A 24,063-nucleotide genomic window follows, 5' to 3' on the forward strand; every position below is an offset into this window, starting at 1 on the left:
GCCATTATACCGCCTCCACCAACAGGGACGGGCGCTTGCCCATCCCCGGCGCCCAGATAGCTCAGTTGGTAGAGCATGCGACTGAAAATCGCAGTGTCGCTGGTTCGATTCCAGCTCTGGGCACCACTCCCCTTCTAAGGGGTTGATCAGCAAAGAAATTCAGTAAATCAGAGACTTGCAGGCACCCGAGTGATACAATCGGGTGATCTGAATGGTTCTCACGATGGCGTGCCCGTTCAAGCATCCCAAGACAGACGTCTACCCGTCACTGAACAAGAGGATCAGCGACCCCTCATCGCCCTCTCAACGCCAGCCTCCATGTCCGCCGCGTTCATCGCTGGCGTAAGTTCGATGGCGGCATTGAGGTTCAGAAAGAATGTTTCGGCCACCGACGGGATATCGGTCGATTTAGCAAGATCAAAGAAGAAGTATCCCGTGCGCAATCCGGCATCTGCCACAAAATATGCAGCTTCAGGTTCGAATTCCAACATAAACTCTTTCACGGTCTTCCGGAGAGTGCCGTCGACAATGCTCTTGTTTCCTGTCTCGACCGGGATCGACACCTTTAGCATCATACGCATAGTGTCCTCCATTGCTCATCGGAATTCCCAGATGCCCCCCTTGGAAGGGGGGCACCGCTAGGCTTTTCAATCAACCCTGCTGACGGTTAACTTCCTTGTCAGCCTGGGCTGCGGCGCTTCCATGCTGTTGCGCCTTTGCCTCACAGCTCTGGGCCATCTGAGCTTGCTCAGCACCCTTTCTGGCATCACCGCTCTCAAACATTCGAGCAGCCTCACGATGACATTGGGCTGCTTTTTCAAGCTGCTCTGCCGCCGCGATGTGGTCACGCGAACCTTTATAGGTTGAGCTTGCCATTGTCGGAGCCTCCGGTTCTGCCCCCAGCAAGGAAAAGCTTGGTCCCGTTCCAAGGCCAAAGTGCGGCGCTCGCCGAGGCCCTGATCAGCGTTGAAACCCGTAGCGGCACGACGGCCTGAGGTGTAGCAGGACACCTTGGGTTGCCCGGCACGTGCCAAAGGAAAAGCCCGCCATTGCTGACGGGCTCTTGCGGTGGACATGAAGGGGGGCCAGATGTCAGGAGTGGCCGAAAGTCGGCGATAGTAGCTCACGCTGAAGCGCAGTGCTTGCCGATCATCGCCTTACGCACCGCTTCTGTCTCGCCTTTAAGCCTCGCCACTTCAGGGGCCACGTTCTGTCCGCTCATGGAGGCGGTGGGAAGACCGAGCAAGATAACTCCTACAGTGTCCCCGGTTCTGGCGTTTTCTTGAAGCTGCGAGGTGCGGGCCAGCGCGGCGCTGAGCCTGACCGTTTCCTCCGCAAGGTCTTTGCAGGCCCAACTGCGATAGCCAACCTCGCTGACATAAGAGGGGGCTATTGACTCGGGGGAGGCTGCGCAGCCCATCAGGACGAGACCTAGTCCCGCCATTACCACGATGCGTTTCAAGTTAGCCCCCGCTTAGTCTCGAGCTGGAAGAGGTGACCAGCACTGCGGCCTGTGAGTATCGGGAAGTCCGCCCGCTGTCCAAGAGTTGTCGATCTTCTGCCGAGTATTCTGTGGACCGCCTCCTAGATCATGCCGTCGCTGCGATTTCCTTCTGAGCTTTTAGGATGCGATGGACGCTGGCCTTGCCAATTCCAAGCCGCCTCGCGATCTCAGACAGACTCACGTCCTGCCCTGCCAGTTCGGCAACCTGCTCACTTTTGGCCTTCGCCGTAGGAGCCCGACCCTTGTACTTCCCGGCCGCCTTCGCCTTGGCGATCCCCTCGCGCTGCCGCTCAAGCATGATCTCTCGCTCGAACTGAGCCACGCTCCCGAGCACGTTGAGCATAAGCCGGCCGGTGGGCGAGCCCGTGTCCAAGTTCATGGACAGGATGTGGAGGGACGCGCCTTTCCCATCGATGACCTTCAAGAGGTCCATCAGATGCGCCATCGACCGCGCGAGGCGATCTAGCTTCGTCACTACGAGGGCGTCGCCTGGACGAAGGTTGTCGAGAGCGCGGGCAAGCTCCTGCCGCTCCCCAACATCCACTGATGAGACTTGCTCGACATAGGTCCGTTCGCACCCTGCCGCCGCAAGGTCGAGCAGTTGCGCTTCCAGGCCCGCTGTCTGATCGAGGGTCGAGGTCCGGGCGTATCCGATGAGCATGGCACTCTCCAAAGAGCTATCGTTCCGATAGGCTCCTAGAGTTGGCGCTGAATATCAATGGACCATTTGTGTGGAACGCAAGGCCCGTGTTCTGGAACGGACCACATGAGCCTGCCCTATCGGATCATTGCGGCCGCTTAAGCGGGGACAAATCGCCGGCGTCAGTTGAAGCCCACTGTTGAGTTCTAGAAGATAGGAGTCTGGGGGACGAAACATGAGCCACGATCCGAGCGAGCTGTGGAAGCAAATCGTCAAGTACGCATCTGTCGCGAACGGAACGGCACCTCACTCTTGCGCTCAGTTCGATAGGTAAAACGCCCGTGGTCCAGCTCAGTCCGACCATCGGCAAGTTCCCCATCTGGTGCTTTTTTATTGGCCTTGTAGCTAGTGGGCTTCAACTCATCGCTAGCTATGCCTACGCGGTGGAGAGCAGGCGTATGGAGGCCGATGAACAAGTCCAAAAGCTGTATGAAAAGACGGAGCGAAGCTTCACCCCCGCTGTTGCTCAAGGCGATCTGAGCGCACGAGCGGCAAGCATCAGGGGAGAGCTGCAACACCTCAAGGATCAACTCAGAGAAATTGATTTCGGCCAGCCTCGGGGCTTCCGTGACGGAGTGCGAAATGCTCAGGAATGGCTCTTGTGGGCGGCCTATGGCTTCTTCGTAATCGGTCTGGCTTCGGTAGTTTGGTCAACCTAGGCGGCAAGCCTTACCAGTTACCTGTACGCTCTCGATCCGTAGCAGCAAGAGGCCCTCCAGGACCCCGGTAGATACTTGATGTCTCCTACTGGAAACGCGAGGGGGCCTCGGGGGGAAATCGGGAAGCGGCCGGAGATAGGAGGGCTGAAAGATTTCTTCGCGTGGATATCCCGATCTGCAAATCAGGAGCGGCTTGTAGCCAGAGCGATTGCCATGATGTTCTTCAGAATAGCCGCTGGACGATGAGTGCATTTAGATGACGACGTGGAAGGATTTAAAGGACCAGCCGATTTACATTCTTGGACTGACGATCCTTGCCTCGGTCAGCGCAACAGCAGCCTTCTATGAGAAGTTCCTTGTTCCGGCACGCGATCCTAACGCCATTCAACGTGCCACGATCCTTCAAAGCCAGCTTGATACGTCGCAGAGATTAGTGGCTGAAATCCAGCCCCTGCAACAGCGGCTCCACAAAGCCGAAGCTGATTTCGCCGACCGTTCGGCGAAGCTGGAAGCTGAGGTTAAGGTGGCAAAAGAGGCCGCTGTAAAAGCCCTCGCGGAGGCAAAAGCGCGAATACAAGATGCCGAATGGGCAAATACGTTTGCGATAGGTTCCTCCTATCCGGTCGGGCTGGAACGTGTAGGCGTCGGCGAGACGGCTGAGAGGCTGGCAGCCGCTTTTCCGGGAAAGGCAATCGACAGAACAAAAGAAAGCTATCACTCCATCGACCAGACTGGCCATGCTGTCTTTGACAGAGTTACATTCTATTTCGATGACGGATCAAAGGATAAGAGGATTACGCATATATCTTATTGGAGCAGAGCTTTAGACGGGCGTTCGAAAGACGATGACTGGTTATCGACACGTTTGGCCGTTTCACTAGGGCCTCCAAAAGTGTGGGGTCAGGGTTATTACAGTTGGGAACCAAAGGGGCCGGTCCACACTTTCGTCCGCCTTGGCCAGCTACTGATTATGCGAGCAGGACTTCGGCCAAATGGTTGGCCAAAGGTCGTGAGGTAAGAGGCGTTTCCTGCACCGACGAAAGGCCGGCAGTGGAGGCCGATTAGTGCGTCAATGCCGAGCCGCTGCCGCTCCCTGCATCTCCACCTCAAGGCTCATCAACTGCCCGAATAGCGGCACTTCCCGCAAATCCTCATCGACCCCCCAGCCGGAAGGCCTCTTCTGTTTCCCGCTCTCCAAACCCCCCAACCATGTGAGGGGCGCAACACGCGGGACGCCGTGCCGAACTCTGCAAGGTCATGGTGGGAACCTCCGGCATACCTGATAGCGACCTACAGGAAACGCGAGGGGGCCACAGGGGGGAATGGGAGCGTAGCCGGAGAGGGGAGGGCTTTCAGATTTTCGCGGCTGATTTTCCGGACGCATATGATGACCCCGCGCGATAGAGCTGAGCCGTTCCTAGCTTAACTTGTTGGCTGTTGATGGAGGAGCCAAACTACTTATCCAGAGGCTGCATCCTGTTGTATAACGAGCCATGACAAGCGAGCAGAGCTACCTACCGTTTTCGCAGCGTACTGGCCTCGCGCCGATCCCACCGCAGCTACAAATGGGTGACGTCTCTGCCGAACTTCGACGCCTGTTAGACTATTTCATAGGTTTGGAAATCGACCGCGAGGCTGTCTCCGGATATGAGCGCACCTATTTCCATGGCAAATGGGAGCGCGTCGCGATGGATTTCCACGTTCTGTTTCTGCAGAAGGATGCGGATGACTACGAGAATAGTGCCTATGATCTACGGAATACCTTAAAGGCTTTTACTAGTAGGGCGAGTATCGGCCCTCTGTTCGATCTTGTCGAGTTCTTTGTTCGGCATAAGGGGTGCAGTGCAGAGTTGAAGTCGGAGCTAGCCAGCGCGTTTATCATGGCTAAGTCTGCGTATCGTATCGTTGACGGCCAAATCATCGCTATCGGAGTGGCGGAACAGGGTGCCGCATTCGAGGCGGCGTTGGCTGATGCCGAAGCGAGCGGTGCTGAAGCTGCCCGAAAGCATCTCACTGCGGCGGGTCTTGCTCTTCGGAACGCAGATTGGGCAGGCAGCGTGCGGGAGAGCATTCACGCGGTCGAAGCCATGGCGCTTCGCCTGGCTCCAGACGCATCAGTCCTCGGTCCTGCGCTGATTGCTTTGGAAAGACGCGGCCGTTTGCATGGCGGCCTGAAGAATGCGTTCAACTCGCTTTACGGCTATACGAGCGACGAAAAAGGCGTCCGTCATGCGCTAGTTCTTGGAAACGAGGCCCGCGTCGATGAGGCTGACGCATTATTCATGCTCGGCGCGTGCGCTTCCTTTGTATCTTACCTCATAGCTCGGGGAACACAGGAGGGGGATCGCACTCAAGGGGGCGACAGGTGACACAAGGCGGTGATACAAAGTCCTCCCTATCGGGACCTCTAGTGCCTTTGATTTCATTGAGTTTTTCGCGCTGAATGGCCGGTCCAGCTCTGGGCACCATTCCCCCTCTAAGGGGTTGATCAGTAAGCAAAGCCGTTCAATCAATAACTTGCAGTGGCTTTCGCGGAGCCTGGCAGGTGCCCCCTAACGCGACCTGCCGAACAGTTCGCTCGCGCCGTCTAAAGCTCCTGCCGCTAACAGCCCCAGGCCCGCCCCAACAAACCATGGTGAAGTAGCTAAGATGCCAACAACGACGCAGCTCAACGCGATGAACGGAAAGCGATAGACGCCCGATGCTGTGTTCAGAAACTCATTGAGTCCACAAAGCGCAACTCCGATCCAGAACACCCAAGCCACGTCCGTGTAGAAGCCCAACGCGCCGACAAGAGCGCCCCCGAAAGGAAGAAGCAGAGTGATCGCTGACATGGATATATTCCCCCGCGACCACTGAGCCCGTCCGTTTCAGCAGTGCAAGAGGTTGCATCAGCTTGCGGCTTGCATTTCCTTCCGGGCCTTCAGGATGCGGTGCACGCTCGCCTTACCAATCCCGAGCCGCCTCGCGATCTCAGACAGACTCACGTCCTGCCCTATTGGACCATCGTAACTCCACAGGGTCTTCCCGGATGTGACTGGCAACTTGCCGGCTGCTTCCGGATGGTGAAGTGTCTGTAGGTCGTGGGGGCGGACTGCATGCGAGCACTGCTGAAGGCCCATCCGTGGATCGTGAGCTTCCTTGCGGTATGGGCGGGCATCATGAGCGCCAACCTCATGAGGCCGTATCCACGCCTCTTCTGGACCATCGTCGCGATTGAGGCCGGCGCGGTGCTGGCTTACTTCGTGTGGCTCTTCTGGCCTCCGCCACGCGTTGGCAAATCCCCTGAGGCGAGGCCGAGGCCGCTCTTTGAAGATGAGCGTCCCGAGCGCCGCATCACTACACCGGCGAAACATGGGAAAGGCCAGGAATAGCCGATAGCTCTCCAGGCTAGGCCAGTACCGACCCTCTCCGCAACGCTCTGCAAGCTCCCGACCTGTAGCGGCAAGGGGCCTTCAGGTGACCGGCAGGGTACGCGATAATGATGGAAGAAGCCGAACAGGTCGACGCGTGCACGTCGCATCCCAAGACAGGCGTCTACTGGTTTCAAGGCGGTGCCGAAGGACCTTCAGGAGGCCCTTGGCAAGCGCGAAGAGAAGCGCGCGCTTCGCGCGAAGGACCCTGTGGAGGCCCGACGGCTCATGCGAGGGGGGGCGACTAAGGGGACGTGACGATTGCCGCCATGGCGCTCGCTCTGGCGACGTTCCCGAAGCAGGTCCGCTTGGCAGCGCCAGCAGCCGGAAACCTGCAGGAGGACGTAGGGTATCTGAAGTGGCGAGCGGGCCTGTGGCGCTGAGATCCGTAGGGGGAATTACATCTGCGAAAGCTGATGAGCGTATAAAGCTATGTTCCTGTTCGCTCGTTCGCAAAGCGTCATGAGCGTAGTTCTGGTTATTCTGCTTCTCTCGCGATGCTGTCAAAAACAGCGGCAGCGGCGAACCCAGCAAATCCCCCCGCGTAGAAGATCATTTCATATAGCGTTCCGTGCGGTTTAACGGGAATGACGCTCCCAAACATGAGGAATACGGTAATCGATCCGCTTATGGTCCCACAAAATAACAGAAAAATCGTTCGGAGAAGCGGATTTGGTACAAAAATATGCGCCAACGGTAGGACAAATACAGTCGTCGGAACCGCCAACGCAATCGGCCACCATCAGACAAATTTGAATCCAATTGCCATAAATATAATATTAACGGGAGAAAAAGCTGCCAGCATGAATATTCCGACAACACCGCCGACAATTGTGGATATTAGTACCGCAAAGAACGCGACCATTGTCCCTGAAATCTATTTGAGGGCGATTTTATATCATCGTCGACCCGGCAGTAGAATTGCAATGTCGATCTTAGGTCATGCTTAGCAGCCCCAGCTGCTCGGCAGCTTCAGGCGGAAGTCGAGTAGCCTGGAGAGCCAAACGGGTCTGTAGCCGCCAGCCCCGCCCGCCTTCACGCGGTGGTAACCATATAAGGCCATGTCTCTCCTCAGCCTTTGCCGAGAGATACCCGATGCTGAGCCGCCGATCGTTTAACCTGTTCACCCTGTCCGTTGGCGCGACCGGCCTGGCAGGCTGTGGGACCGGCAGCATCGTTGCCCTTCCCGACATGTCGGTGGGCAAGCCGAGCCCCAAGACCCGTACGCTGGCGCGCCCGAACTATGCCGAGGTCTACACCGCCTATCCAGGCGAGCGCTTTCCGGTTCCTGCGGTCAATTCCGGCGAGATTGATCCGCAATATCTTCGCCAGACCGTCGAGTTCAGCCGGGATCATGCTCCGGGATCGATCGTTGTCGATCCTGCATCCTACCATCTGTATTTCGTTGAATCGCCGGGGATCGCGACCCGTTATGGGGTTGGTGTCGGCCGCGAGGGGTTCGGTTGGTCCGGCGCGGCGAAGATCAATATGAAGCGCGACTGGCCAGACTGGGTGCCGCCTCATGAAATGGTCGAGCGCGACCCGGAAATCAAAGCCAAGCTCGAAAGGACGCCCCGAGGCCTCGGCGTGCTCGGCGGCCCGAAAAGCCCGCTAGGCGCGCGCGCAATGTATCTGTTCGATGCCAATGGCGATCTCGGTTACCGCATTCACGGAACCCTCGAGCCTTATACTGTGGGCACCAACGTGTCGTCCGGCTGCGTTCGGATGATAAACCAGGACATCATTCACTTGTATGCGCGGGTGTCGCTGGGCACGCCTGTAACCGTGTTGCCGGCATAGACGCGTCGGACGACCGGGGTTTGAGCTGCGCGAACAGCATCTCGACCGTCTTCCGCGCGCTATGCCGGAATCTTGCCGTGTAGCTTGATCTCCTTCAGCACCAGATTGGTGCGAACATGGGCAATGCCCGGCAGGCGGAAGAGAAACTGCTCGAGAAAGACGTTGTAGTCGTCCTTGTCGCGGCAGACGACGCGTAGGTGATAGTCCGCCTCGCCGGTGGTCGAAAAACATTCCACCACTTCGGGCTGCTGGGCGACGCGCGCGATGAAATTGGACACGTGATCGGCTTCGTGGCGCAGCAGCGTCACATGCACGATCGCGCTGAAGCCAAATCCTGCCCTCTCGGCGTCGACGATCGCCATGTAGCCCGCGATCACGCCGGCCTCCTCCAGTATCCGCACCCGGCGCCAGCAAGCGGAGGCGGACATGCCGGCCTGATCAGCCAGATCCTGATTGGAGACGCGTGCATCGGACTGCAGGATCTGCAGCAGCCTGCTGTCCTGGGCGCCGAGTTCGATCCTAGCCATTCTGGAAATTTCCACCGGTGTTGCGGCAATTTTCGGTAGGATAAACCGAATTACAGGCAAAGCCTACAAAGTGAGACAGGATTTTCCAGAGAATTCTGGTTGAATCGACCGCAACAACGCATGCGGGAGGTTTCGCCCATGGCTTACGATGTCCCGGTTGGCGACTACGCGCTTGGCGACCGTTACGCGAAGAGCTCCGGCCGCGTCTTCATGACCGGAACCCAGGCGCTGGTGCGCATCGCGCTCGACCAGGCGCGGCGCGACAAGGCCGGCGGCCTCGACACGGCTGGCTTCATCTCCGGCTATCGCGGCTCGCCGCTCGGCGGTGTCGATCTGGAGTTGTGGCGCGCCAAGGACCTGACCGCGCAGCACAACATCGCGTTCCTGCCGGCGGTGAACGAGGACCTTGCCGCGACCGCCGTGCTCGGCTCGCAGCAGGTCGAGACGAACCCCGACAAGCAGGTCGAGGGCGTCTTTGCGATGTGGTACGGCAAGGGGCCGGGCGTCGACCGCGCCGGCGACGCGCTCAAGCACGGCAACGCCTATGGCTCCTCGCCACATGGGGGCGTTCTCGTCGTGGCGGGCGACGATCATGGCTGCGTCTCGTCCTCCATGCCGCATCAGTCCGACGTTGCCTTCATGGCCTGGTTCATGCCGACGCTGAATCCGGCCTCGATCGGCGAGTACCTGGCTTTCGGCGAATATGGCTACGCGCTGTCGCGCTATTCGGGCATGTGGGTCGGCTTCAAGGCGATCTCGGAAACCGTCGAAAGTGGCCAATCGGTCGAGATTCCGCCGCCGCGCGATTTCAACGCGCCCGCCTACACGCCGCCCGCAACCGGCCTGCATTATCGCTGGCCCGATTTGCCCGGGCCGCAGATCGAGGAGCGGATGGAGGCGAAGAAGATGGCCGTGTTCGCCTTCGCCGAGGCCAATCCGATCGACCGCCGCATCTACGACATTCCCGACGCCAGCTTCGGCATCGTCACCACCGGCAAAGGCCATCTCGACCTGATGGAGGCGCTGCGCCTGCTCGGCGTCGACGAGGCGGCCTGCCGAAAGCTCGGGATCGACATCTACAAAGTCGGGATGGTCTGGCCGCTGGCGCGCCGCGATGCGCTCGATTTCGTGCGCGGCAAGACCGAGATCCTCGTCGTCGAGGAAAAGCGCGGCATCATCGAAAGTCAGCTCAAGGAGTATTTCTACGACTATCCCGGCCACAAGCCCCACGCCATGGTCGGCAAGCGCGACGAGGACGGCAACCGGCTGATCTCCTGGATCGGCGAATTGTCGCCGATCATGCTGGCGCCGATCGTCGCGCGGCGCCTGGACGCGCTGTTTCCCGATCTGCGTCTGTCCGAGCGGGCGGCGAGCCTGATGCCCGAGGCCGATCGCGTCATCCAAGTGCCGGGCGCGACGCGCACGCCCTATTTCTGCTCGGGCTGCCCGCACAACAGCTCGACCAAGGTGCCGGAAGGCTCCAAGGCGTTGGCGGGCATCGGCTGCCATTTCATGGCGAGCTGGATGGACCGCGAGACGACCTCGCTGATCCAGATGGGGGGCGAGGGCGTGAACTGGGCGGCTTCGTCGCTGTTCACCGGCAAGGGGCACATCTTCCAGAATCTCGGCGAGGGGACCTATTACCATTCTGGGTCGATGGCGATTCGCCAGGCGATCGCGGCCAAAGCCAACATCACCTACAAGATCCTCTACAATGACGCCGTGGCGATGACCGGGGGCCAGCCGGTCGACGGGCCGATCAGCGTGCAGGCGATTGCGCAGGAGGTTCGCGCCGAAGGTGTCGAGCGTCTCGCGCTGGTGTCGGACCAGCCCGAGAAATTCTCAAGCCGCGACCTGCCCGCCGGTGTCACCATTCATCACCGCCGCGAGCTCGACGCCGTGCAGCGCGAGTTGCGCAACGTCAAGGGCGTCTCGGTGCTGATCTATGAACAGGCCTGCGCCACCGAAAAGCGCCGTCGCCGCAAGCGCGGCACGATGGAGGACCCAAAGCGCTTCGCCTACATCAACGATCTCGTCTGCGAAGGCTGTGGCGATTGTTCGGTCGAGTCGAACTGCCTCAGCGTCGAGCCGAAGGAGACGCCGTTCGGGCGCAAGCGCAAGATCAACCTGTCGAACTGCAACAAGGATTTCTCCTGCCTGAACGGCTTCTGCCCGAGCTTCGTCACGGTCGAAGGCGCCACGCGTCGCAAGAAAACCGTGCTGGAGGACGATTTCGTGGCCCGTGCCGCCAGCCTCCCGGCGCCGACGCCGGTGTCGCTCGACGAGCCGTTCGATCTTCTGGTCACCGGCGTCGGTGGCACCGGCGTCGTCACGATCGGCGCGCTGATCGCGATGGCGGCGCATCTCGAGGGCAAGGGCAGCTCGGTGCTCGATTTCACCGGCTTCGCGCAGAAGTTCGGGCCGGTCCTGTCCTTTATCCGTCTGGCCGGCACGCCATCGACCATCAACCAGGTCCGGATCGACAACGGCGCCGCTGATGCCTTGATCGGCTGCGACATCGTCGTGTCCTCCTCGCCGAAAGCGTCGGCGACCTATCGGCGCGGCATGCGAGCGGTCGTCAATCTTGCCGAGATGCCGACCGGCGACATCGTCCGCATCCGCGATGCCGATCTCGCCTCGCGCCGCCGGCTGCGTGAAATCGAGACCGTGGCGGGAGCTGGAAACGTCAACGCTTTCGATGCCAACGCCATGGCGGAAAAGCGTTTCGGCGATGCCGTCTTCGCCAATGTCATCATGCTGGGGCATGCCTGGCAGCAAGGGCTGGTGCCTGTCTCGCATGCCGCGCTTGATCGCGCCATCGCGCTCAACGGGGTCTCGGTCGAGAAGAACCGGCAGGCGTTCGCGGTGGGGCGTCTGGCCTTCGCCGATCCGGACTTCAACGGCAGGGAGGAAGCGATCGGCCCCGAGTCGCTCGACGAGGTGATCGCGCGCCGCGCCGAATTTCTCGTCGGCTATCAGGACGAAGCGTGGTCGCGACGCTACCGCGACGCCGTCGCGCGTGTCCGGGTTGCGGAGGCGCCCTTCAACTCCACCGCACTGACCGAGGCGGTGGCGCGCTCGCTCTTCAAGCTGATGTCGTACAAGGACGAATACGAGGTCGCGCGGCTGCATATGCAGAGCGGGTTTCTCGACGAGCTGAAGCGCGAGTTCGAAGGCGACTTCTCCGTGAACTACCACCTCGCGCCGCCTCTGCTCGCGAGCGGCAGGGATGCAAGGGGCCGGCCGCTCAAGCGCCAGTTCGGCCAGTGGATCCAGACGCCGCTGCGTGCGCTGGCTCGCTTCAAGCGGCTGCGGGGCACCGCCTTCGACCTGTTCGGCTATACCGCCGAACGCAGGATGGAGCGGGGCCTTATCGGCTGGTACGAAGACATCGTCGCGCAGCTGCTGCAGCGCCTGCCGCAGCAGGGGCCAGCGGGGGCAGCCGAGATCGCCACGGCGCCGATGGACATCCGCGGCTATGGCCCGGTGAAGGACAAGGCGGTCGAGCAGGTCAAGGCGCGCATGACCGCGTTGCTTGCACGTCCGCTGCCGCCGGCCGCGAATGGTGGGGTGCGCCGGGTTGCCGGGGGGTAGTGCATTTTCGAGCGAAGTGGACATCGGTTCCCTCGCGACAAACGCGAAGCGTTTGCGCGGAGAAAATGCGATAAAACAAGGAGCTAGAGCCTTTTCGCGATTCGGAGACACGCGGAAAGACCCTAGCCCGGGCGCTTGATGCGGCTCATAGTCCCCGCGCATAAACTGGGGGGAATGGGCGTGAAACTCTGGACGGTTCTGCCGACGCTGCTGGCTCTGACGCTGGCGACCTACTCCCCCGTTCGTGCGGAGACCTGCGCGACCCAAGACGGGAAGGTCGCTCCGGAGTGTAGGTGCCCTTCCCAAACGAAGCGGGTCTCGAGTGGCGCGCTCTGCAGCGTGCAGAGGCCGGAGGACCGGGCGGCTGGTTTGCCATCCTGCTTTGAACAATATCAGTGCAGGCCCATCGCGGCGGCCGTGCGCTCGTCGCGAACCATGATGATTTTCATGGACTGGGGCTTGGCGACTGTGTCGCCCTCCGCCGGGCAGATCATCGCGGCCATCCGCGAAAGCGCAACCCCGACTTCTCGCATAACCATCTCGGGTCACACCGACAGGTCGGAAGAGCGCCCCGCCCAATTGGCTCGGGCACGCGCAGAGGCTGTTCGCGACGCGCTGATTGCGGCGGGCGTGCCGGGCCGCAGCATCGTTCGCCTGGAAGCCGCCGGCACCCGCGGACTGCCCGTTGCCACCTCGGCAGGCGAGCGGGAGCCTCGCAATCGCTTTGTCTCCGTGACGATCCGTTAGGCTTGTGCCGTTAGCGGCCGCCATCGCAGCGCCTGCCCAAGCACCCCCATTGACCGAAGCCGTCGCCCAGGCGCAGCGTCGCGCCCGCTGCCAACAAACCCGTGAGGACAGAGCATGGAACGCCTGCACAAGGGTGCCTGCCATTGCGGGGCGATCGCTGTGGAGTTGAGGACGCCGCGCGCTCCGGCCGAGCAGGTCATCGGCGCCTGCCAGTGCTCCTTCTGCCGCAAGCACAATGCCCGCACCTTCTCCGACCCGAAATCGAGCGCCACGCTGACGGCGCGCGAGCCCGAGCAGTTGCAGCTTTACGCCTTCGGTCTGAGCACCTCCGAGGTGGTGATCTGCAGGCGTTGCGGGGTCTATGTCGCGATGCTGATGACGGATCAGGGCGAGGCCTGGACCACGCTCAATATCGACGTGCTCGACGAGCGCGCGGCCTTCACCCGGCCGGCCGAGCCCAGGGACTTCAGCGCCGAGGCCGTCGAAGGGCGCATCGCGCGGCGCAAGGCGCGCTGGATACCGACAAAGCTTGTCGGCTGGCCGGCGGGGCGCTGAGGGGCGCGCGGGCTGTATTCCACCACGGTGGGGGTGGCGTGACATGAAACGAGCGATCGCAGGAGGCCTCGAATCGCTTGCCATCACCCGCGCCGTCATCCCGGACGCAGCCCTCGGGTCCGATCTTCGATCGGCCCAAGGATAAACTCCGCGGAGATCCGGGATCCATTCCGGAGCGCTTGCAGGAGAGGTTCCGGCATGGATCCCGGGTCTCCTTGCAGTCGCCCGGGATGACGGCGCGTTTCCCGAAATTCCAACCGACTGAAATCCTTGCTCACATGATTGGCCGGCTTCTGGGGAACGCCCAAGAAACGTCTCATGACGATGCGGATACAAAGAGAGTATTTTGATTTTGTCGAAATAAACTGCAGAATATCTAGAGATTGTACTGCTAAAGCCAAGAGATATTCTCGAACTTTAACAGTTGTGTCCGAATTCTGGCACGGCTATGACGCTACGATACCTTGTCATTCAGTTTTTATTCACTTTTGGATTGTTAAACCTACCTTACACGTGATGGAGGGTGCCATGGGCGCGCTAACTCGAATCGGTATCGCTGGTCTCCTGGCGGTCGGTATCTCTGCAGCCTCTCTGCCGCTGTCGACGGCCGCACAGGCCCGTGACGGCTTTAACGGCGCCTTGTTCGGCGGCATGGCGGCGGGCGCTCTCGTCGGCGGCGCGCTCGCCGGAGCCGGGCGCTATGCTCCGCCGCCGCCCTATTACGGACCCGCCCCCGTCTATGCCGGGCCGCGCTATTATGAGTCCGACTGCTATGTCACACGGCGCCCGGTCTATAACAGCTGGGGCGATTTCGTCGGCTATAACCGCGTCCGCGAGTGCGACTGACGCGCGAGTGCTACTGACGCGCGAGTGCTACTGACGCGCGAGTGCTACTGACGCGCGAGTGCTACTGACGCGAAGGCCGGCCGGCTCTCCTGAGCCGGGGACAGGCGCGTTTCGCCGGTGACAGGCCGGGCGAGATGCGCGATGTTGCCCGGCATGATCCGAGTCGCCGCCCTTATCACTGTTGCCATCACCGGTCTCGCCGGCGAGGCGCTAGCCGCCGGAGCGTGCCGGCCAACGCTTGACGGCAAGGACCGCATCGAGCGAAGCGGCGCCTGCCCCAGCGGCTATTATGTGCGCGGCGCCTGCTGCGAATCCTTCCAGGCCAGCTCCCAGCGGGCTGCGCCGACGCTCGGCAAGAAGACCTGCCCAGCCGGCACTGTTGCGAGCCTCGGGACCTGCGTCGCCGCCAAGTGAGGCGTTCCAGTGAGAGGCTGCCGGGCGGTGCGTCAGATCGTTTTCCGCACAGCCCAAAACGTCATTGCGAGCGCAGCGAAGCAATCCAGGGGACGTAGAGCGAGCCCTCCTGGATTGCTTCGTCGCTTGCGCTCCTCGCAATGACGGGGGCAGCGTGACGGAAAAACAGCTTAGCCCCGCCAATCAGCCGTCATTCGAGGAATTCAATTCGTCCGGCGTCAGGCCCTCATCGTCGCTGCCGAGGCCCGCGGCCTGCCGCAACGCATCGTTGATACGGTCCTGCCAACCGGGACCGCCATTCTGGAAATGCTCCAGCACTTCGCTGTCGATCCGCAGCGAGACCAGCTCCCGGGCTCCGGGAATGGCGGGCCGCTTCACGGCCGGGGCGGGGACTTTCGGTGGGGCCGGCTTGAACAAGGCTTCGGCCTTGTCCCGGAGATTGACCGGCCGGCGGGGTCTATCTTGGCTCATGAGAGGCCTTGGCGTTGTGCATGGATCGTCGCGGCGACATCCGGCCGACTCACCAGGCAAAGCGAGGTGGTCGAACGTGTCCAAGCAAAGGCTAGTGATTGCCGCGACCGCTGTACAGGACGGGAGCCGTTTTCGCCGGGAGCCGCGAGCCTGGCTCAGACCGAGGCGTCCACCACTTCGCCGAGGCCCGGCACGGCGCTTCTCTCTTGCGCCTCCTCGGCCGGCTTCGCCTGCTCGGCACTCTTGTTCGCCTCAGTCGCCTGCTTGAGCTGGGCTGCGCGCTGCTCGGCTGCCCGCAAGGCCCGCTCGGCCTGCTGCCCGGCGGCGCGGTCCTGCTGCAGCGTCTGGTCGTCGGCCTTGTCCTTCTCGTCGGCGGCGAGCTTCGCCGAGGCCGTGGCAAGTGCCGCCGAGGCCAGGGCTGCCGCGGCGTCGGCCTGGGCGAGGGCGGAGGTATTGTCGCTGCCGAGCGACGCCGTGCTGATGACCGACGCGGCATTGACGCCTGATATGCTGCTCATGACCGGCTCCAGAGCGCGCACCGCGCGTGCGATTCGCTAGGAGCTTGCCGGGCGAGTTGTTCCGGATTGTTTCTGCTGCGGTGCCACTGGCACTCCGGAGCCGGGCAGGGCGGCCGTTTGCGCGGGGCGGTTTCTTGGGGCCGCTCGCCCCTGATTCATCGGCTCACAGCAAAACCCACGCAAATCTCCACGGGACGGCTTGTCAAAGCGCGCGGCAATCGGGCATAGAGCGCGTAACGGAGACGTGGCCGAGAGGCTGAAGGCACTCGTTTGCTAAATGAGCATACCCCACAAGGGTATCGAGGGTTCGAATCCCTCCGTCTCCGCCATTTCCTTGATCTCACGCCAGTTCGCTTCGTTCACGGCTCCGATGGGGTGGCCTTTCGGCCGCTCGCGCTCCCGGCGCCGAGTTCGAACATCCGTTCTCCCTCACCGTCACTTTCCAAGCTTTTGAATTCGTCGACCGATCCAAGTCGATTCCACGTCGCTCTTCTCGCAATCCTGTCAGGTTCGACATGGGAGCACGACTCGAATCGAGCTGGGAAGAGACGCATTTTTGCAGCTCGCCCAACATGAACCACCCCGGCGGGATAGATCGGCGGGGCGGTCAATCTCCAGGCCGCTCGGTCGATAAATCGCGATGGCCCGGCGATCTCTATCGCTAAGCGAGCATGAACGGCCGTCGGGCTGAAGCGTTCGCTGCGTTGCAACGGCCATGTCCTCGATCCATGCTGCCGAACTCTATCCATATGCGCGGTGACGCGGGAGCCTGAGGCGCGAAAGGGAGCAGTCCTATGAAGCTGGGCTGGCAGCCAAGGAAATGGCTGGAGAAGAAGGCCAAACGAGGCCGCAAGGGTTATCCTGTCGGCACGATCGCCTTCTATGGCCCCGACGACCGCCGCGCCACGAAAGTGGCCGTCAGCGTCGTGCCGGGACCGGAGCGCGACCCGTCCGAACTGCGTCGATGGTTTGCCGATCTTGGCGACGTACGGACGGACGAAACGGTCCTTCGCGAGATCGCCACGTTCCTGCGCGGTCACGAGGTGCGATCGGTGGTGATGGCGGACGGAATCCTGGGCTGTCCCCATGAGGAGGGGATAGACTATGCTAACGGCGGAACTTGCCCGCATTGTCCATACTGGGCAGGGCGAGACCGTTGGGCCGGCCAGCTTGAATCGCGTTGATGCACGGCGAGTTACGTTCAATAATCTCGGTCAAAGGGCGATGGGGCGGGCGTAGCGCCCGTCTTCATCGTACGTGGTCCGCCACTTCCTTGATCTCGCACCAGTTCGCTTCGTTCCCGGCTCCGATGAGGCGGCCTGAAGCGGGTCTATAACCGCTTGAGCACATAGCCAGCCGCCTCGCGGTCCCAGGTTCCGGCCCTTGGGCCATGCTCGCGCAGCGTGAATTTCTGCGCCTTGCCGTTCTCGGTCGTCGGCAAGGTCTCGACGAAGTCGATGAAGCGCGGCATGGCGAAATAGGCCAAATGTGGCTCGCAATAGCTGATGAGGTCGAGCACGTTCAGGCCGCTTCCTCCGCCTCGACGAGCGCAACGATGTCGCCGATTCCCCAAAGCCGATCCCAAACGCCCGCCGCCATGGCTGCGAACATCCGCAGCATCGAATGGATGCGCACGAAGTTGCGATACATCCTATGCAGAGCGACGGCGAAGACGTGGTTCTCGACCGTCTTGGAGCAGCCGTGGTCATCGTCCATCTCCAAGACGTCAGCATCCCTCGTCATCCTCCCGGCTGCCTCGTCCGGCAGTAATCCCATCGGATTAGTTCGAACGAACTGAATCGTTCGCTCGAATAGAATAAAGTCAAAACAATACCGCATGTTATTGCTTAAGATACCGGATTGGCCTTCTTCCGAAATCTAAAGCAGGCCATCCCGAAATGCATCTTTTTTTGCGCTGGGTGGCCGCTAGACCTCCCGGGCGGGAGGTACGTCATGCGCTACCTGCAGAACAAGATCCTTATTGCGGGACTTCTTGCGACTACGTCGACCTTTGCTTACGCGCAAGGGGCCAAGCCATGGCCGCAGTACCACGCGGGCTCCGCGATCGACGGCAGTCCGACAACGAGGCCCCACAGCGCTTGCGAACGCAAGCTCATCAGAGACAACTGGCTGTGGGGTAGAGACAACTGGCTGTGGGAATGCGATCCGGCGGCACCCGGCAACCCATTCCGCCAGAGCACAGTCCCAGCGGCAGCGCCCGGGCCAACCCTGGCAGATGCAGGTGGGGTACGATACTACAACGCCGTATCCCCAAATGGCCGCAGAACGCGGGCGCCGAGCCGGGAGTGCATCGTCGTACAATACGACCGCGACCTGCTGTGGACATGCCCGCCGCTGACAACCGCGTCAATCGGCGCGCCTGCGCCCGCGCCTCAGGGCGCCACTGCCGGCAATGTCCAGTATTACAGTGCGGTTTCCGCCAATGGCAGGCGCATGCGCGCACCCAATGCAGCGTGCAGCCTGATTCAGCAGGGCGGCAGTCAATATTGGATGTGCCCGCCCTTGACGACGGGAGCCTTGTCCTCGGGCGGCCCGAGCGGCGCCGCAAGCCCCGAAGGCAACGGAGGCGAGGGCTCTAGCGGCGGTTCTGGAAGCGCCTCCAATGGCGGGGCGAGCGGCAATTCCGGCGGCGGCGCCCAAGGTGGCGGCGCCCAAGGTGGTGGCGCCCAAGGTGGTGGCGCCCAAGGTGGTGGCGGCCAGGGTGGCGGCGGCCAAGGCGGCGGCGGTCAGGGCGGCGGTGGCCAAGGCGGTGGCGGTCAGGGCGGTGGCCAAGGTGGTGGCGGCCAAGGCGGCGGTGGCCAGGGAGGCGGCGGCCAGGGTGGCGGTGGCCAAGGTGGCGGCGGCCATGGCGGTGGCGGTGGCCAAGGTGGCGGCGGCCATGGCGGTGGCGGTGGCCAAGGTGGCGGCGGCCATGGCGGTGGCGGTGGCCAAGGTGGCGGCGGCCATGGCGGTGGCGGTGGCCAAGGTGGCGGCGGCCATGGCGGTGGCGGTGGCCACGGCGGCGGCGGCCATGGCGGTGGCGGTGGCCACGGTGGCGGCGGTCATGGCGGAGGCGGTGGCCACGGCGGCGGCGGCCATGGCGGTGGCGGTGGCCACGGTGGCGGCGGTCATGGCGGAGGCGGTGGCCACGGTGGCGGCGGTCATGGCGGTGGCGGTGGTCACGGCGGCGGCGGTCATGGCGGTGGTGGTGGCCACGGCGGTGGCGGCGGTCACGGCGACGGCGGAGGTCATGGCGGCGGCGGTAACGGTGGCGGTGGCCACGGTGGCGGCGGTCATGGCGGTGGTGGTGGCCACGGTGGCGGTGGGCACGGCGGTGGCGGCGGCGGTGGCGGCGGTCAGGGTGGCGGCGGTCATGGCGGTGGTGGTGGCCACGGTGGCGGTGGGCACGGCGGTGGCGGCGGCGGTGGCGGCGGTCAGGGCGGCGGCGGTCATGGCGGTGGTGGTGGCCACGGTGGCGGCGGCCACGGCGGTGGCGGCGGTCACGGCGACGGCGGCGGTCATGGCGGCGGCGGTAACGGTGGCGGTGGCCACGGTGGCGGCGGTCATGGCGGTGGCGGTGGTCACGGCGGCGGCGGTCATGGCGGTGGTGGTGGCCACGGTGGCGGTGGGCACGGCGGTGGCGGTGGCCATGGCGGCGGCGGTCATGGCGGTGGTGGCGGCCATGGCGGCGGCGGTCACGGCGGTGGCGGCGGCCATGGCGGCGGCGGCCAAGGTGGCGGTGGCCAAGGTGGTGGTGGCGGCGGCGGCGGCCAGGGTGGCGGCGGCCAGGGCGGTGGCGGTGGCGGCGGTCACGGCGGTGGCGGCAGTCGCTGAAAGCTGCAACTGCATCCGGTCAGGCTGTGTACCAGCCTGACCGGATTGCGCGCTCCAATCACGCAGGCTGATCCCAGTCCCGGCCGGCAGCCGACGCAGACCAAGGCGAGCACGTCCTCAGATGTCCCCCGAAACAGGCATCCTCGACGATCAGGCCACTCAGGGCCGATGCGGGCGCCGTGTTGCAGCGGCTACGGTGATCGTACCGCCATCGATCGACTCCCAGGCGCGCGGATTGGCTTGCGACATGCGGGTGAAGAACAGGTGTCCGGTTTGCGACCAGGGCAGGACGCGGGAGGTCTTGTTGTCGAGAACGAGATCCCCCTCGGAGGTCGTTGCCATCAGCACCGCGTGCCCCTCGCCGGCGGACGTACCGACGACCGCGATCAACAGGGCCGACGATGGCCAGCCACGCTCGATCAGCAGCTTGCGCTTCAGCAGCGCGAAATCCTCGCAATCACCGCGCCCGTCGGTCGGGATGCTCCAGACATCCTCGCGGCCATAATGATCCCGGTCGGATACCTCGGATATCGTGGAGTTCACCCGCGCATTGACCTCCTGAAGGTCGCGCTGGTGTTCCGGTGTCAGCTGAACCTGCCGCGTCAGGGCGCCGGACCGGCGGCATTCCGCCGGGTTGTTGGCGCAGAACGTCAGGAATGCCGGCGGTGGCGAGGCCGGCCCGCGGGTCCTGGCCGCGAGCTGATCAGCCAGGGCAGAACCTGGCAGGGTTCCGGCGAATAGAGCGACACCGAGTGTCCATGTCGCGATTGAGGCAAAGGTCGTCATAGCCGAAACCACGTTGTCATGGTCCACCTTGCGGGTTGCGAGATCGCGGGAAGGCTGCTGAAGGATGGGGGCCTTTGCTTAAGAAAGAAGGCAATTCTGTGATGAGAATTCGCGGGAGATTCGCCCCCGCAGCCTAGTGCTTTGCGCAATTCGGGCTCGCCCGCCAAGGCTGAAAACACCGCCGTCAACAGTGCGGTCCGCGGCGCAGCATCGCGCGCCGGGTGAGGCATTTGCGTCAACGCACGGGTTTCGTTCGCCAAAATGGCGGGCTCGCCGAAGGCGGGCCCTCAGCCGCGAACCTCGGACGGTACCGGAGTGATCGTAGGCGTTGCAGTCCGGCCGGCGATCGCTCGCCCCCAACGCGTCCTGACGCGAGTTATTTCAGGCGGCTGCAATTCGCCCCCATTCGCTCCTGCCTTCACAGTCCGCGCAAGGCAGGAGACGGCGATCCGGGGCGGGATATCGGGCGAGCATCGCATGCAAGGGTCGGCAACACGGCCGCGATGTGGTCGCCCAAAGCTCTCGCGGCGGATGGTGGCCGCAGCTCCGCGAACTCCAGCGCGATCCCGATCGCGGGAAGCGCCGGCAATCCTGCCGAGACGATGTACAGATCCGGCGGAACTGCGGTTCGAGTCAGAACGCTGATGGCGTGACCTGATCGGGCAATGGCGATGAGACCGGCGAGGCTGTTGCTCGCAAAGGCCACCCTGTAGCGACGGCCGGCCGCTTCCATGGCGTCGCAGGCCGCGCGATAATCCAGTGTCATGGGCGCCGAAAGCGCCAGTGGCAGGACGGCCTGGTCAAGCAGGTCCGGCTCCGCTGCGTTTGCGACCCAGACGAAGTTTTCTCTCCGGATGACCTCGGCGCCGGCGGGATCGGGAAGGGAGACGAGCGCCATCTCGATCTGGCGCCGATGGAGCAGCGGGCGCAGCTCCGAGGTCGGCGCACAGACCATGCGCAACTCGACATCGGGATGCAGGGCGCAAAACTCCCGCAGCAGGTCCGGCAGAAACGCGATCGAGTAGTCCTCGGGACAGCCGAGGCTGACCGAGCCCTTGAGGCCGGTTCCGCGCATGTCGGCGAGGATCTCGTCATGCTTGGCCAAAAGGGATTCGGCATGGGCGAGCAGCTTGTCTCCCGCTGTGGTCAAGCGCACGCCCGAGCCGCTGCGGTGCAGGAGAGCTTGGCCTGTCAGCGCTTCCAGGCGCTGCATCTGCATGCTCAACGCCGACTGTGTCCGTCCGACCTGCGTTGAGGCGACACTGATCGAGCCCGTGCGCGCGATGACGGCGAAGTTCCGGAGCAATGCGAGGTCGAGCGTGCGCATGGCTATCAATTTAATCGATATCCGCTTGAAAGAGTATCAATTTGCGCAGTGCAACAGGCGCAACTAGCCTTTGGACACTCCCGCTTCCGAGGTGCCCCATGTCGCTGAACGCCGATCCCGCATTCTGGGCCGCCGCACACACGCATCTGACCCGCTATGGGCCCGATTTCGAAGCGATCATCGTCGAGCGGGCCGAGGGCAGTTTTGTCTATGATGCCGATGACCGCGCCATCCTGGACTTCACCTCGGGCCAGATGAGCGCCGTCCTCGGCCATACCCATCCCGACATCGTCGCGACGGTGGACCGGCAGATGCGATCCGTGGCGCACCTCTTCAGCGGGATGCTGTCGCGCCCGGTCGTCGATCTGGCCTCGCGTCTTGCCGCGCTCGCTCCCGGTCTCGACCGGGTGCAGCTCCTCACCACCGGGGCGGAATCGAACGAAGCGGCTATTCGCATGGCGAAGCTGGTGACCGGCGGATACGAGGTCGTCGCCTTCGCACAGAGTTGGCACGGCATGACGGGCGCTGCGGCTGCGGCAACCTACAGCGCCGGCAGGCGGGGCTACGGACCGGTCGCGCCCGGCTCCTTCGTCATCCCTGCGCCGAACGCCTATCGCCCGCGCTTCACGCATCCCGACGGCTCCAATGATTGGCAGGCCGAACTCGACGACGCCTTCGCGCTGATCGACAGGCAGTCGACCGGCAACCTCGCCGCGTTCATCGCCGAACCGATCTTGTCGAGCGGCGGCATTCTCGAACTCCCGCTGGGTTATCTCGCTGCGCTCAAGCGCAAATGCGAGGAGCGGGGCATGTTGCTGATCCTCGACGAGGCCCAGACCGGGATCGCCCGGACGGGCAACATGTTCGCGTTCCAGCGCGACGGCGTCACGCCCGATATTCTGACGCTGTCGAAGACGCTCGGCGCCGGCCTGCCGCTCGCGGCGGTGATGACGTCGCAGGCGATCGAGGAGAAGGCGCATGAGCGCGGCTTCCTGTTCTACACGACCCATGTCTCCGATCCGCTCCCGGCCGCCGTCGGCGTGACGGTCCTCGACGTGGTCGAGCGCGACGGCTTGGTCGAGCAGGCCGTCGCGCGCGGCGAGCGGCTCCGCAATGGCCTTCTGTCGCTTCAGCAGAGGTTCGAATGCGTCGGGGATGTGCGCGGGCGGGGCCTCCTTCTCGGGCTCGAGATCGTGACCGATCGGCAGAGCAAGGCGCCGGGCTTCGAACTCGGGGCCAGGATCATGGAGGAGGCCATGCGCCAGGGCCTCAGCATGAACATCGTCAAGCTTCCCGGCATGGGAGGCGTCTTTCGGATCGCGCCGCCGCTGACCGTCTCAGACGCCGAGATCGACCGCGGCCTGGCGATCATGTCGGACGCGATCGACAGCGCGATCGCCACGAACTGACCCTGGCGACGAGCGATTTCAACCTGAACCGATCAGGCCGCGTCCTTGCGATGGCCGAAGGCCTTTATGTCTGCGCTTCCTTGCACAGCCGGGCGAGCAGCTGCTGAAAGGCCTCGTCCCTGCGCCGGCCGGGGACGGTCACGAGATGCCCGTGCTGGGCAGTCGGTGTCTTCAGTTCGCAGGCAAATGCTGATGGAATAGGTCGCAAAACCTATTCATGAAATTCTGCGAATTGATCGACGGGTACACGCTCGCTGACCAAAGTATTCTCAGGCGCTTCGGGGTCGGAGTTGCCGAGCGCCATTCCCGACAACAGAATATGCGTGTCTGGGATGCCGAGCTGTTGGTGCACGACTTGTCCATACTCGCACCAGGCTTGCTGCGGGCAGGTCTCAAGGCCATGGGCGCGCGCAAGAACCATCACGTTCTGCATGAACATTCCGCAGTCGAGCCATGAACCGTGGAGTAGATATTTCTCCATCGTGAAGAATAATCCGACGGGTGCGCCGAAGAATTCGAAATTCTGCAGCATGACCCGCTTGCGGTTCGCGTAATCGCTCCGCTCGATGCCATGGAGTTTGTATAATTCGTAGCCGACCTGCCTCCGCCGCGAGAGATAGGGCTCCATCACGGGGGAGGGGGCATAGGCGTACTCGTCGGAGCGATCGCCTGCCTCGGCCGCGGCCAGGACCGCGCGCGACAATCGCTCTCGCGCCGTGCCGGTGACGACATGCACATGCCAGGGCTGGAAGTTGGTGCCCGACGGCGCGCGCGACGCCCCGGAGAGAATTGCCCTGACAACAGCCGGCGAGACCGGCGTCGAAAGAAATCGTCGCACTGAGCGTCGGTTGACGACCGCTTCGACCACCGCCGAATTCGGGTCACGCCCGGCATCGGCGGCGACATCCCGGGATGCGGAGAGCGGGGCTGCCTCGGATTGCGAGTATTCGGTCGTCATG

At 62.9% G+C, this 24,063-nt stretch carries 27 protein-coding genes, 2 tRNA genes and 1 pseudogene; 16 read left to right on the top strand and 14 right to left on the bottom strand.

Features of this window, described 5'->3' with window-relative positions; all coding sequences use genetic code 11:
* Window positions 1–50 precede the first annotated feature (50 nt).
* A tRNA-Phe gene (locus tag BHK69_RS15835) sits at window positions 51–126 on the top strand.
* 155 nt (window positions 127–281) lie between these two features.
* Here BHK69_RS15835 and BHK69_RS15840 read toward each other — a convergent pair.
* The 4 genes from BHK69_RS15840 to BHK69_RS15850 form a co-directional block, all read right to left on the bottom strand.
* A complete protein-coding gene (locus BHK69_RS15840) occupies window positions 282–581 on the bottom strand; it encodes a hypothetical protein (RefSeq protein WP_069693702.1) in 300 nt (99 codons plus the stop codon).
* Between the two features lie 70 nt (window positions 582–651).
* On the bottom strand, window positions 652–876 hold the full coding sequence (locus tag BHK69_RS32065; protein ID WP_148663449.1) for a hypothetical protein: 225 nt from the start codon (window positions 874–876) through the stop codon (window positions 652–654).
* A gap of 247 nt (window positions 877–1,123) precedes the next feature.
* A complete protein-coding gene (locus tag BHK69_RS15845; RefSeq protein WP_244548212.1) occupies window positions 1,124–1,462 on the bottom strand; it encodes a hypothetical protein in 339 nt (112 codons plus the stop codon).
* Between the two features lie 127 nt (window positions 1,463–1,589).
* Window positions 1,590–2,165 (bottom strand): recombinase family protein, encoded by a 576-nt coding sequence (locus tag BHK69_RS15850; protein WP_069690938.1) that lies wholly within the window; start codon window positions 2,163–2,165, stop codon window positions 1,590–1,592.
* Window positions 2,166–2,485: 320 nt separating this feature from the next.
* Here BHK69_RS15850 and BHK69_RS15855 point away from each other — a divergent pair, with 320 nt between their 5' ends.
* The 3 genes from BHK69_RS15855 to BHK69_RS15865 all read left to right on the top strand — a co-directional run bounded on the left by BHK69_RS15855 (window position 2,486) and on the right by BHK69_RS15865 (window position 5,232).
* Entirely contained in the window at window positions 2,486–2,863 is a 378-nt protein-coding gene (locus BHK69_RS15855) for a hypothetical protein (protein ID WP_069690939.1), read from the top strand.
* A gap of 256 nt (window positions 2,864–3,119) precedes the next feature.
* Window positions 3,120–3,881, top strand: a complete 762-nt coding sequence (locus tag BHK69_RS32070) for a hypothetical protein (protein WP_148663450.1) — start codon at window positions 3,120–3,122, stop codon at window positions 3,879–3,881.
* Between the two features lie 547 nt (window positions 3,882–4,428).
* Window positions 4,429–5,232 carry an AbiJ-NTD4 domain-containing protein gene (locus tag BHK69_RS15865; protein WP_148663451.1) on the top strand — a complete coding sequence of 268 codons (804 nt, stop codon included), beginning with the start codon at window positions 4,429–4,431 and terminating at the stop codon, window positions 5,230–5,232.
* Window positions 5,233–5,415: 183 nt separating this feature from the next.
* Here the strand turns inward: BHK69_RS15865 and BHK69_RS15870 are convergent, their stop codons facing one another.
* Entirely contained in the window at window positions 5,416–5,697 is a 282-nt protein-coding gene (locus tag BHK69_RS15870; RefSeq protein WP_069690942.1) for a hypothetical protein, read from the bottom strand.
* 57 nt (window positions 5,698–5,754) lie between these two features.
* Entirely contained in the window at window positions 5,755–5,985 is a 231-nt protein-coding gene (locus tag BHK69_RS33580; protein ID WP_425285516.1) for a helix-turn-helix domain-containing protein, read from the bottom strand.
* Here BHK69_RS33580 and BHK69_RS32655 point away from each other — a divergent pair.
* The 3 genes from BHK69_RS32655 to BHK69_RS15880 all read left to right on the top strand — a co-directional run bounded on the left by BHK69_RS32655 (window position 5,962) and on the right by BHK69_RS15880 (window position 8,076).
* On the top strand, window positions 5,962–6,237 hold the full coding sequence (locus tag BHK69_RS32655; RefSeq protein ID WP_069690943.1) for a hypothetical protein: 276 nt from the start codon (window positions 5,962–5,964) through the stop codon (window positions 6,235–6,237). The genes BHK69_RS33580 and BHK69_RS32655 overlap by 24 nt on opposite strands.
* Before the next feature lie 180 nt (window positions 6,238–6,417).
* The gene (locus BHK69_RS33585) at window positions 6,418–6,534 is read left to right on the top strand and encodes a DUF6538 domain-containing protein (protein ID WP_425285517.1); all 117 of its coding nucleotides are present in this window, start codon (window positions 6,418–6,420) and stop codon (window positions 6,532–6,534) included.
* 837 nt (window positions 6,535–7,371) lie between these two features.
* On the top strand, window positions 7,372–8,076 hold the full coding sequence (locus BHK69_RS15880; RefSeq protein ID WP_069690944.1) for a L,D-transpeptidase: 705 nt from the start codon (window positions 7,372–7,374) through the stop codon (window positions 8,074–8,076).
* Window positions 8,077–8,135: 59 nt separating this feature from the next.
* Here BHK69_RS15880 and BHK69_RS15885 read toward each other — a convergent pair whose 3' ends face one another.
* Window positions 8,136–8,603 carry an Lrp/AsnC family transcriptional regulator gene (locus BHK69_RS15885; RefSeq protein WP_069690945.1) on the bottom strand — a complete coding sequence of 156 codons (468 nt, stop codon included), beginning with the start codon at window positions 8,601–8,603 and terminating at the stop codon, window positions 8,136–8,138.
* A gap of 138 nt (window positions 8,604–8,741) precedes the next feature.
* On the opposite strand from BHK69_RS15885, the gene BHK69_RS15890 reads away from it, so the two are divergent.
* From BHK69_RS15890 to BHK69_RS15910, 5 genes are all read left to right on the top strand, one after another.
* Window positions 8,742–12,197 (top strand): indolepyruvate ferredoxin oxidoreductase family protein, encoded by a 3,456-nt coding sequence (locus BHK69_RS15890; RefSeq protein WP_069690946.1) that lies wholly within the window; start codon window positions 8,742–8,744, stop codon window positions 12,195–12,197.
* A gap of 180 nt (window positions 12,198–12,377) precedes the next feature.
* A complete protein-coding gene (locus tag BHK69_RS15895; RefSeq protein WP_158516227.1) occupies window positions 12,378–12,944 on the top strand; it encodes an OmpA family protein in 567 nt (188 codons plus the stop codon).
* A 114-nt stretch (window positions 12,945–13,058) separates the two neighbouring features.
* Window positions 13,059–13,499: a GFA family protein gene (locus BHK69_RS15900; RefSeq protein ID WP_069690948.1), complete on the top strand. Its 441-nt coding sequence runs from the start codon at window positions 13,059–13,061 to the stop codon at window positions 13,497–13,499.
* Window positions 13,500–14,027: 528 nt separating this feature from the next.
* The gene (locus BHK69_RS15905; protein ID WP_069690949.1) at window positions 14,028–14,345 is read left to right on the top strand and encodes a hypothetical protein; all 318 of its coding nucleotides are present in this window, start codon (window positions 14,028–14,030) and stop codon (window positions 14,343–14,345) included.
* Window positions 14,346–14,498: 153 nt separating this feature from the next.
* Entirely contained in the window at window positions 14,499–14,759 is a 261-nt protein-coding gene (locus tag BHK69_RS15910; RefSeq protein ID WP_148663453.1) for a hypothetical protein, read from the top strand.
* A gap of 183 nt (window positions 14,760–14,942) precedes the next feature.
* Here BHK69_RS15910 and BHK69_RS15915 read toward each other — a convergent pair whose 3' ends face one another.
* Together BHK69_RS15915 and BHK69_RS15920 are read right to left on the bottom strand one after the other, a co-directional pair.
* A complete protein-coding gene (locus BHK69_RS15915; protein WP_069690951.1) occupies window positions 14,943–15,230 on the bottom strand; it encodes a BrnA antitoxin family protein in 288 nt (95 codons plus the stop codon).
* Window positions 15,231–15,385: 155 nt separating this feature from the next.
* Window positions 15,386–15,748 carry a hypothetical protein gene (locus BHK69_RS15920; protein WP_069690952.1) on the bottom strand — a complete coding sequence of 121 codons (363 nt, stop codon included), beginning with the start codon at window positions 15,746–15,748 and terminating at the stop codon, window positions 15,386–15,388.
* Window positions 15,749–15,986: 238 nt separating this feature from the next.
* On the opposite strand from BHK69_RS15920, the gene BHK69_RS15925 reads away from it, so the two are divergent.
* Both BHK69_RS15925 and BHK69_RS15930 read left to right on the top strand, forming a co-directional pair.
* Window positions 15,987–16,077: transfer RNA gene (locus BHK69_RS15925), tRNA-Ser, on the top strand.
* 465 nt (window positions 16,078–16,542) lie between these two features.
* The gene (locus tag BHK69_RS15930; protein WP_069690953.1) at window positions 16,543–16,932 is read left to right on the top strand and encodes a hypothetical protein; all 390 of its coding nucleotides are present in this window, start codon (window positions 16,543–16,545) and stop codon (window positions 16,930–16,932) included.
* A gap of 146 nt (window positions 16,933–17,078) precedes the next feature.
* Here BHK69_RS15930 and BHK69_RS15935 read toward each other — a convergent pair whose 3' ends face one another.
* Window positions 17,079–17,267: a hypothetical protein gene (locus tag BHK69_RS15935; protein ID WP_069690954.1), complete on the bottom strand. Its 189-nt coding sequence runs from the start codon at window positions 17,265–17,267 to the stop codon at window positions 17,079–17,081.
* 2 nt (window positions 17,268–17,269) lie between these two features.
* Window positions 17,270–17,452: pseudogene (locus tag BHK69_RS15940) on the bottom strand (IS1 family transposase); the annotation flags it as partial.
* A gap of 919 nt (window positions 17,453–18,371) precedes the next feature.
* Here BHK69_RS15940 and BHK69_RS33420 point away from each other — a divergent pair.
* On the top strand, window positions 18,372–19,622 hold the full coding sequence (locus BHK69_RS33420; protein ID WP_069690956.1) for a hypothetical protein: 1,251 nt from the start codon (window positions 18,372–18,374) through the stop codon (window positions 19,620–19,622).
* A gap of 119 nt (window positions 19,623–19,741) precedes the next feature.
* Here BHK69_RS33420 and BHK69_RS15950 read toward each other — a convergent pair whose 3' ends face one another.
* Both BHK69_RS15950 and BHK69_RS15955 read right to left on the bottom strand, forming a co-directional pair.
* Window positions 19,742–20,368 carry a transglutaminase-like cysteine peptidase gene (locus tag BHK69_RS15950; protein ID WP_069690957.1) on the bottom strand — a complete coding sequence of 209 codons (627 nt, stop codon included), beginning with the start codon at window positions 20,366–20,368 and terminating at the stop codon, window positions 19,742–19,744.
* A 418-nt stretch (window positions 20,369–20,786) separates the two neighbouring features.
* Window positions 20,787–21,695 (bottom strand): LysR substrate-binding domain-containing protein, encoded by a 909-nt coding sequence (locus BHK69_RS15955; protein WP_069690958.1) that lies wholly within the window; start codon window positions 21,693–21,695, stop codon window positions 20,787–20,789.
* Window positions 21,696–21,793: 98 nt separating this feature from the next.
* Between BHK69_RS15955 and BHK69_RS15960 the strand changes: the two genes are divergently transcribed.
* Window positions 21,794–23,104: an aspartate aminotransferase family protein gene (locus BHK69_RS15960; RefSeq protein WP_069690959.1), complete on the top strand. Its 1,311-nt coding sequence runs from the start codon at window positions 21,794–21,796 to the stop codon at window positions 23,102–23,104.
* A gap of 211 nt (window positions 23,105–23,315) precedes the next feature.
* Here the strand turns inward: BHK69_RS15960 and BHK69_RS15965 are convergent, their stop codons facing one another.
* Complete coding sequence (locus BHK69_RS15965) at window positions 23,316–24,062, bottom strand: nitroreductase (RefSeq protein WP_083269478.1); 747 nt, start codon at window positions 24,060–24,062, stop codon at window positions 23,316–23,318.
* Between the last annotated feature and the right edge of the window lies 1 nt (window position 24,063).

Source organism: Bosea vaviloviae (genome assembly GCF_001741865.1).
Classification (GTDB): Bacteria; Pseudomonadota; Alphaproteobacteria; order Rhizobiales; family Beijerinckiaceae; genus Allobosea; species Allobosea vaviloviae.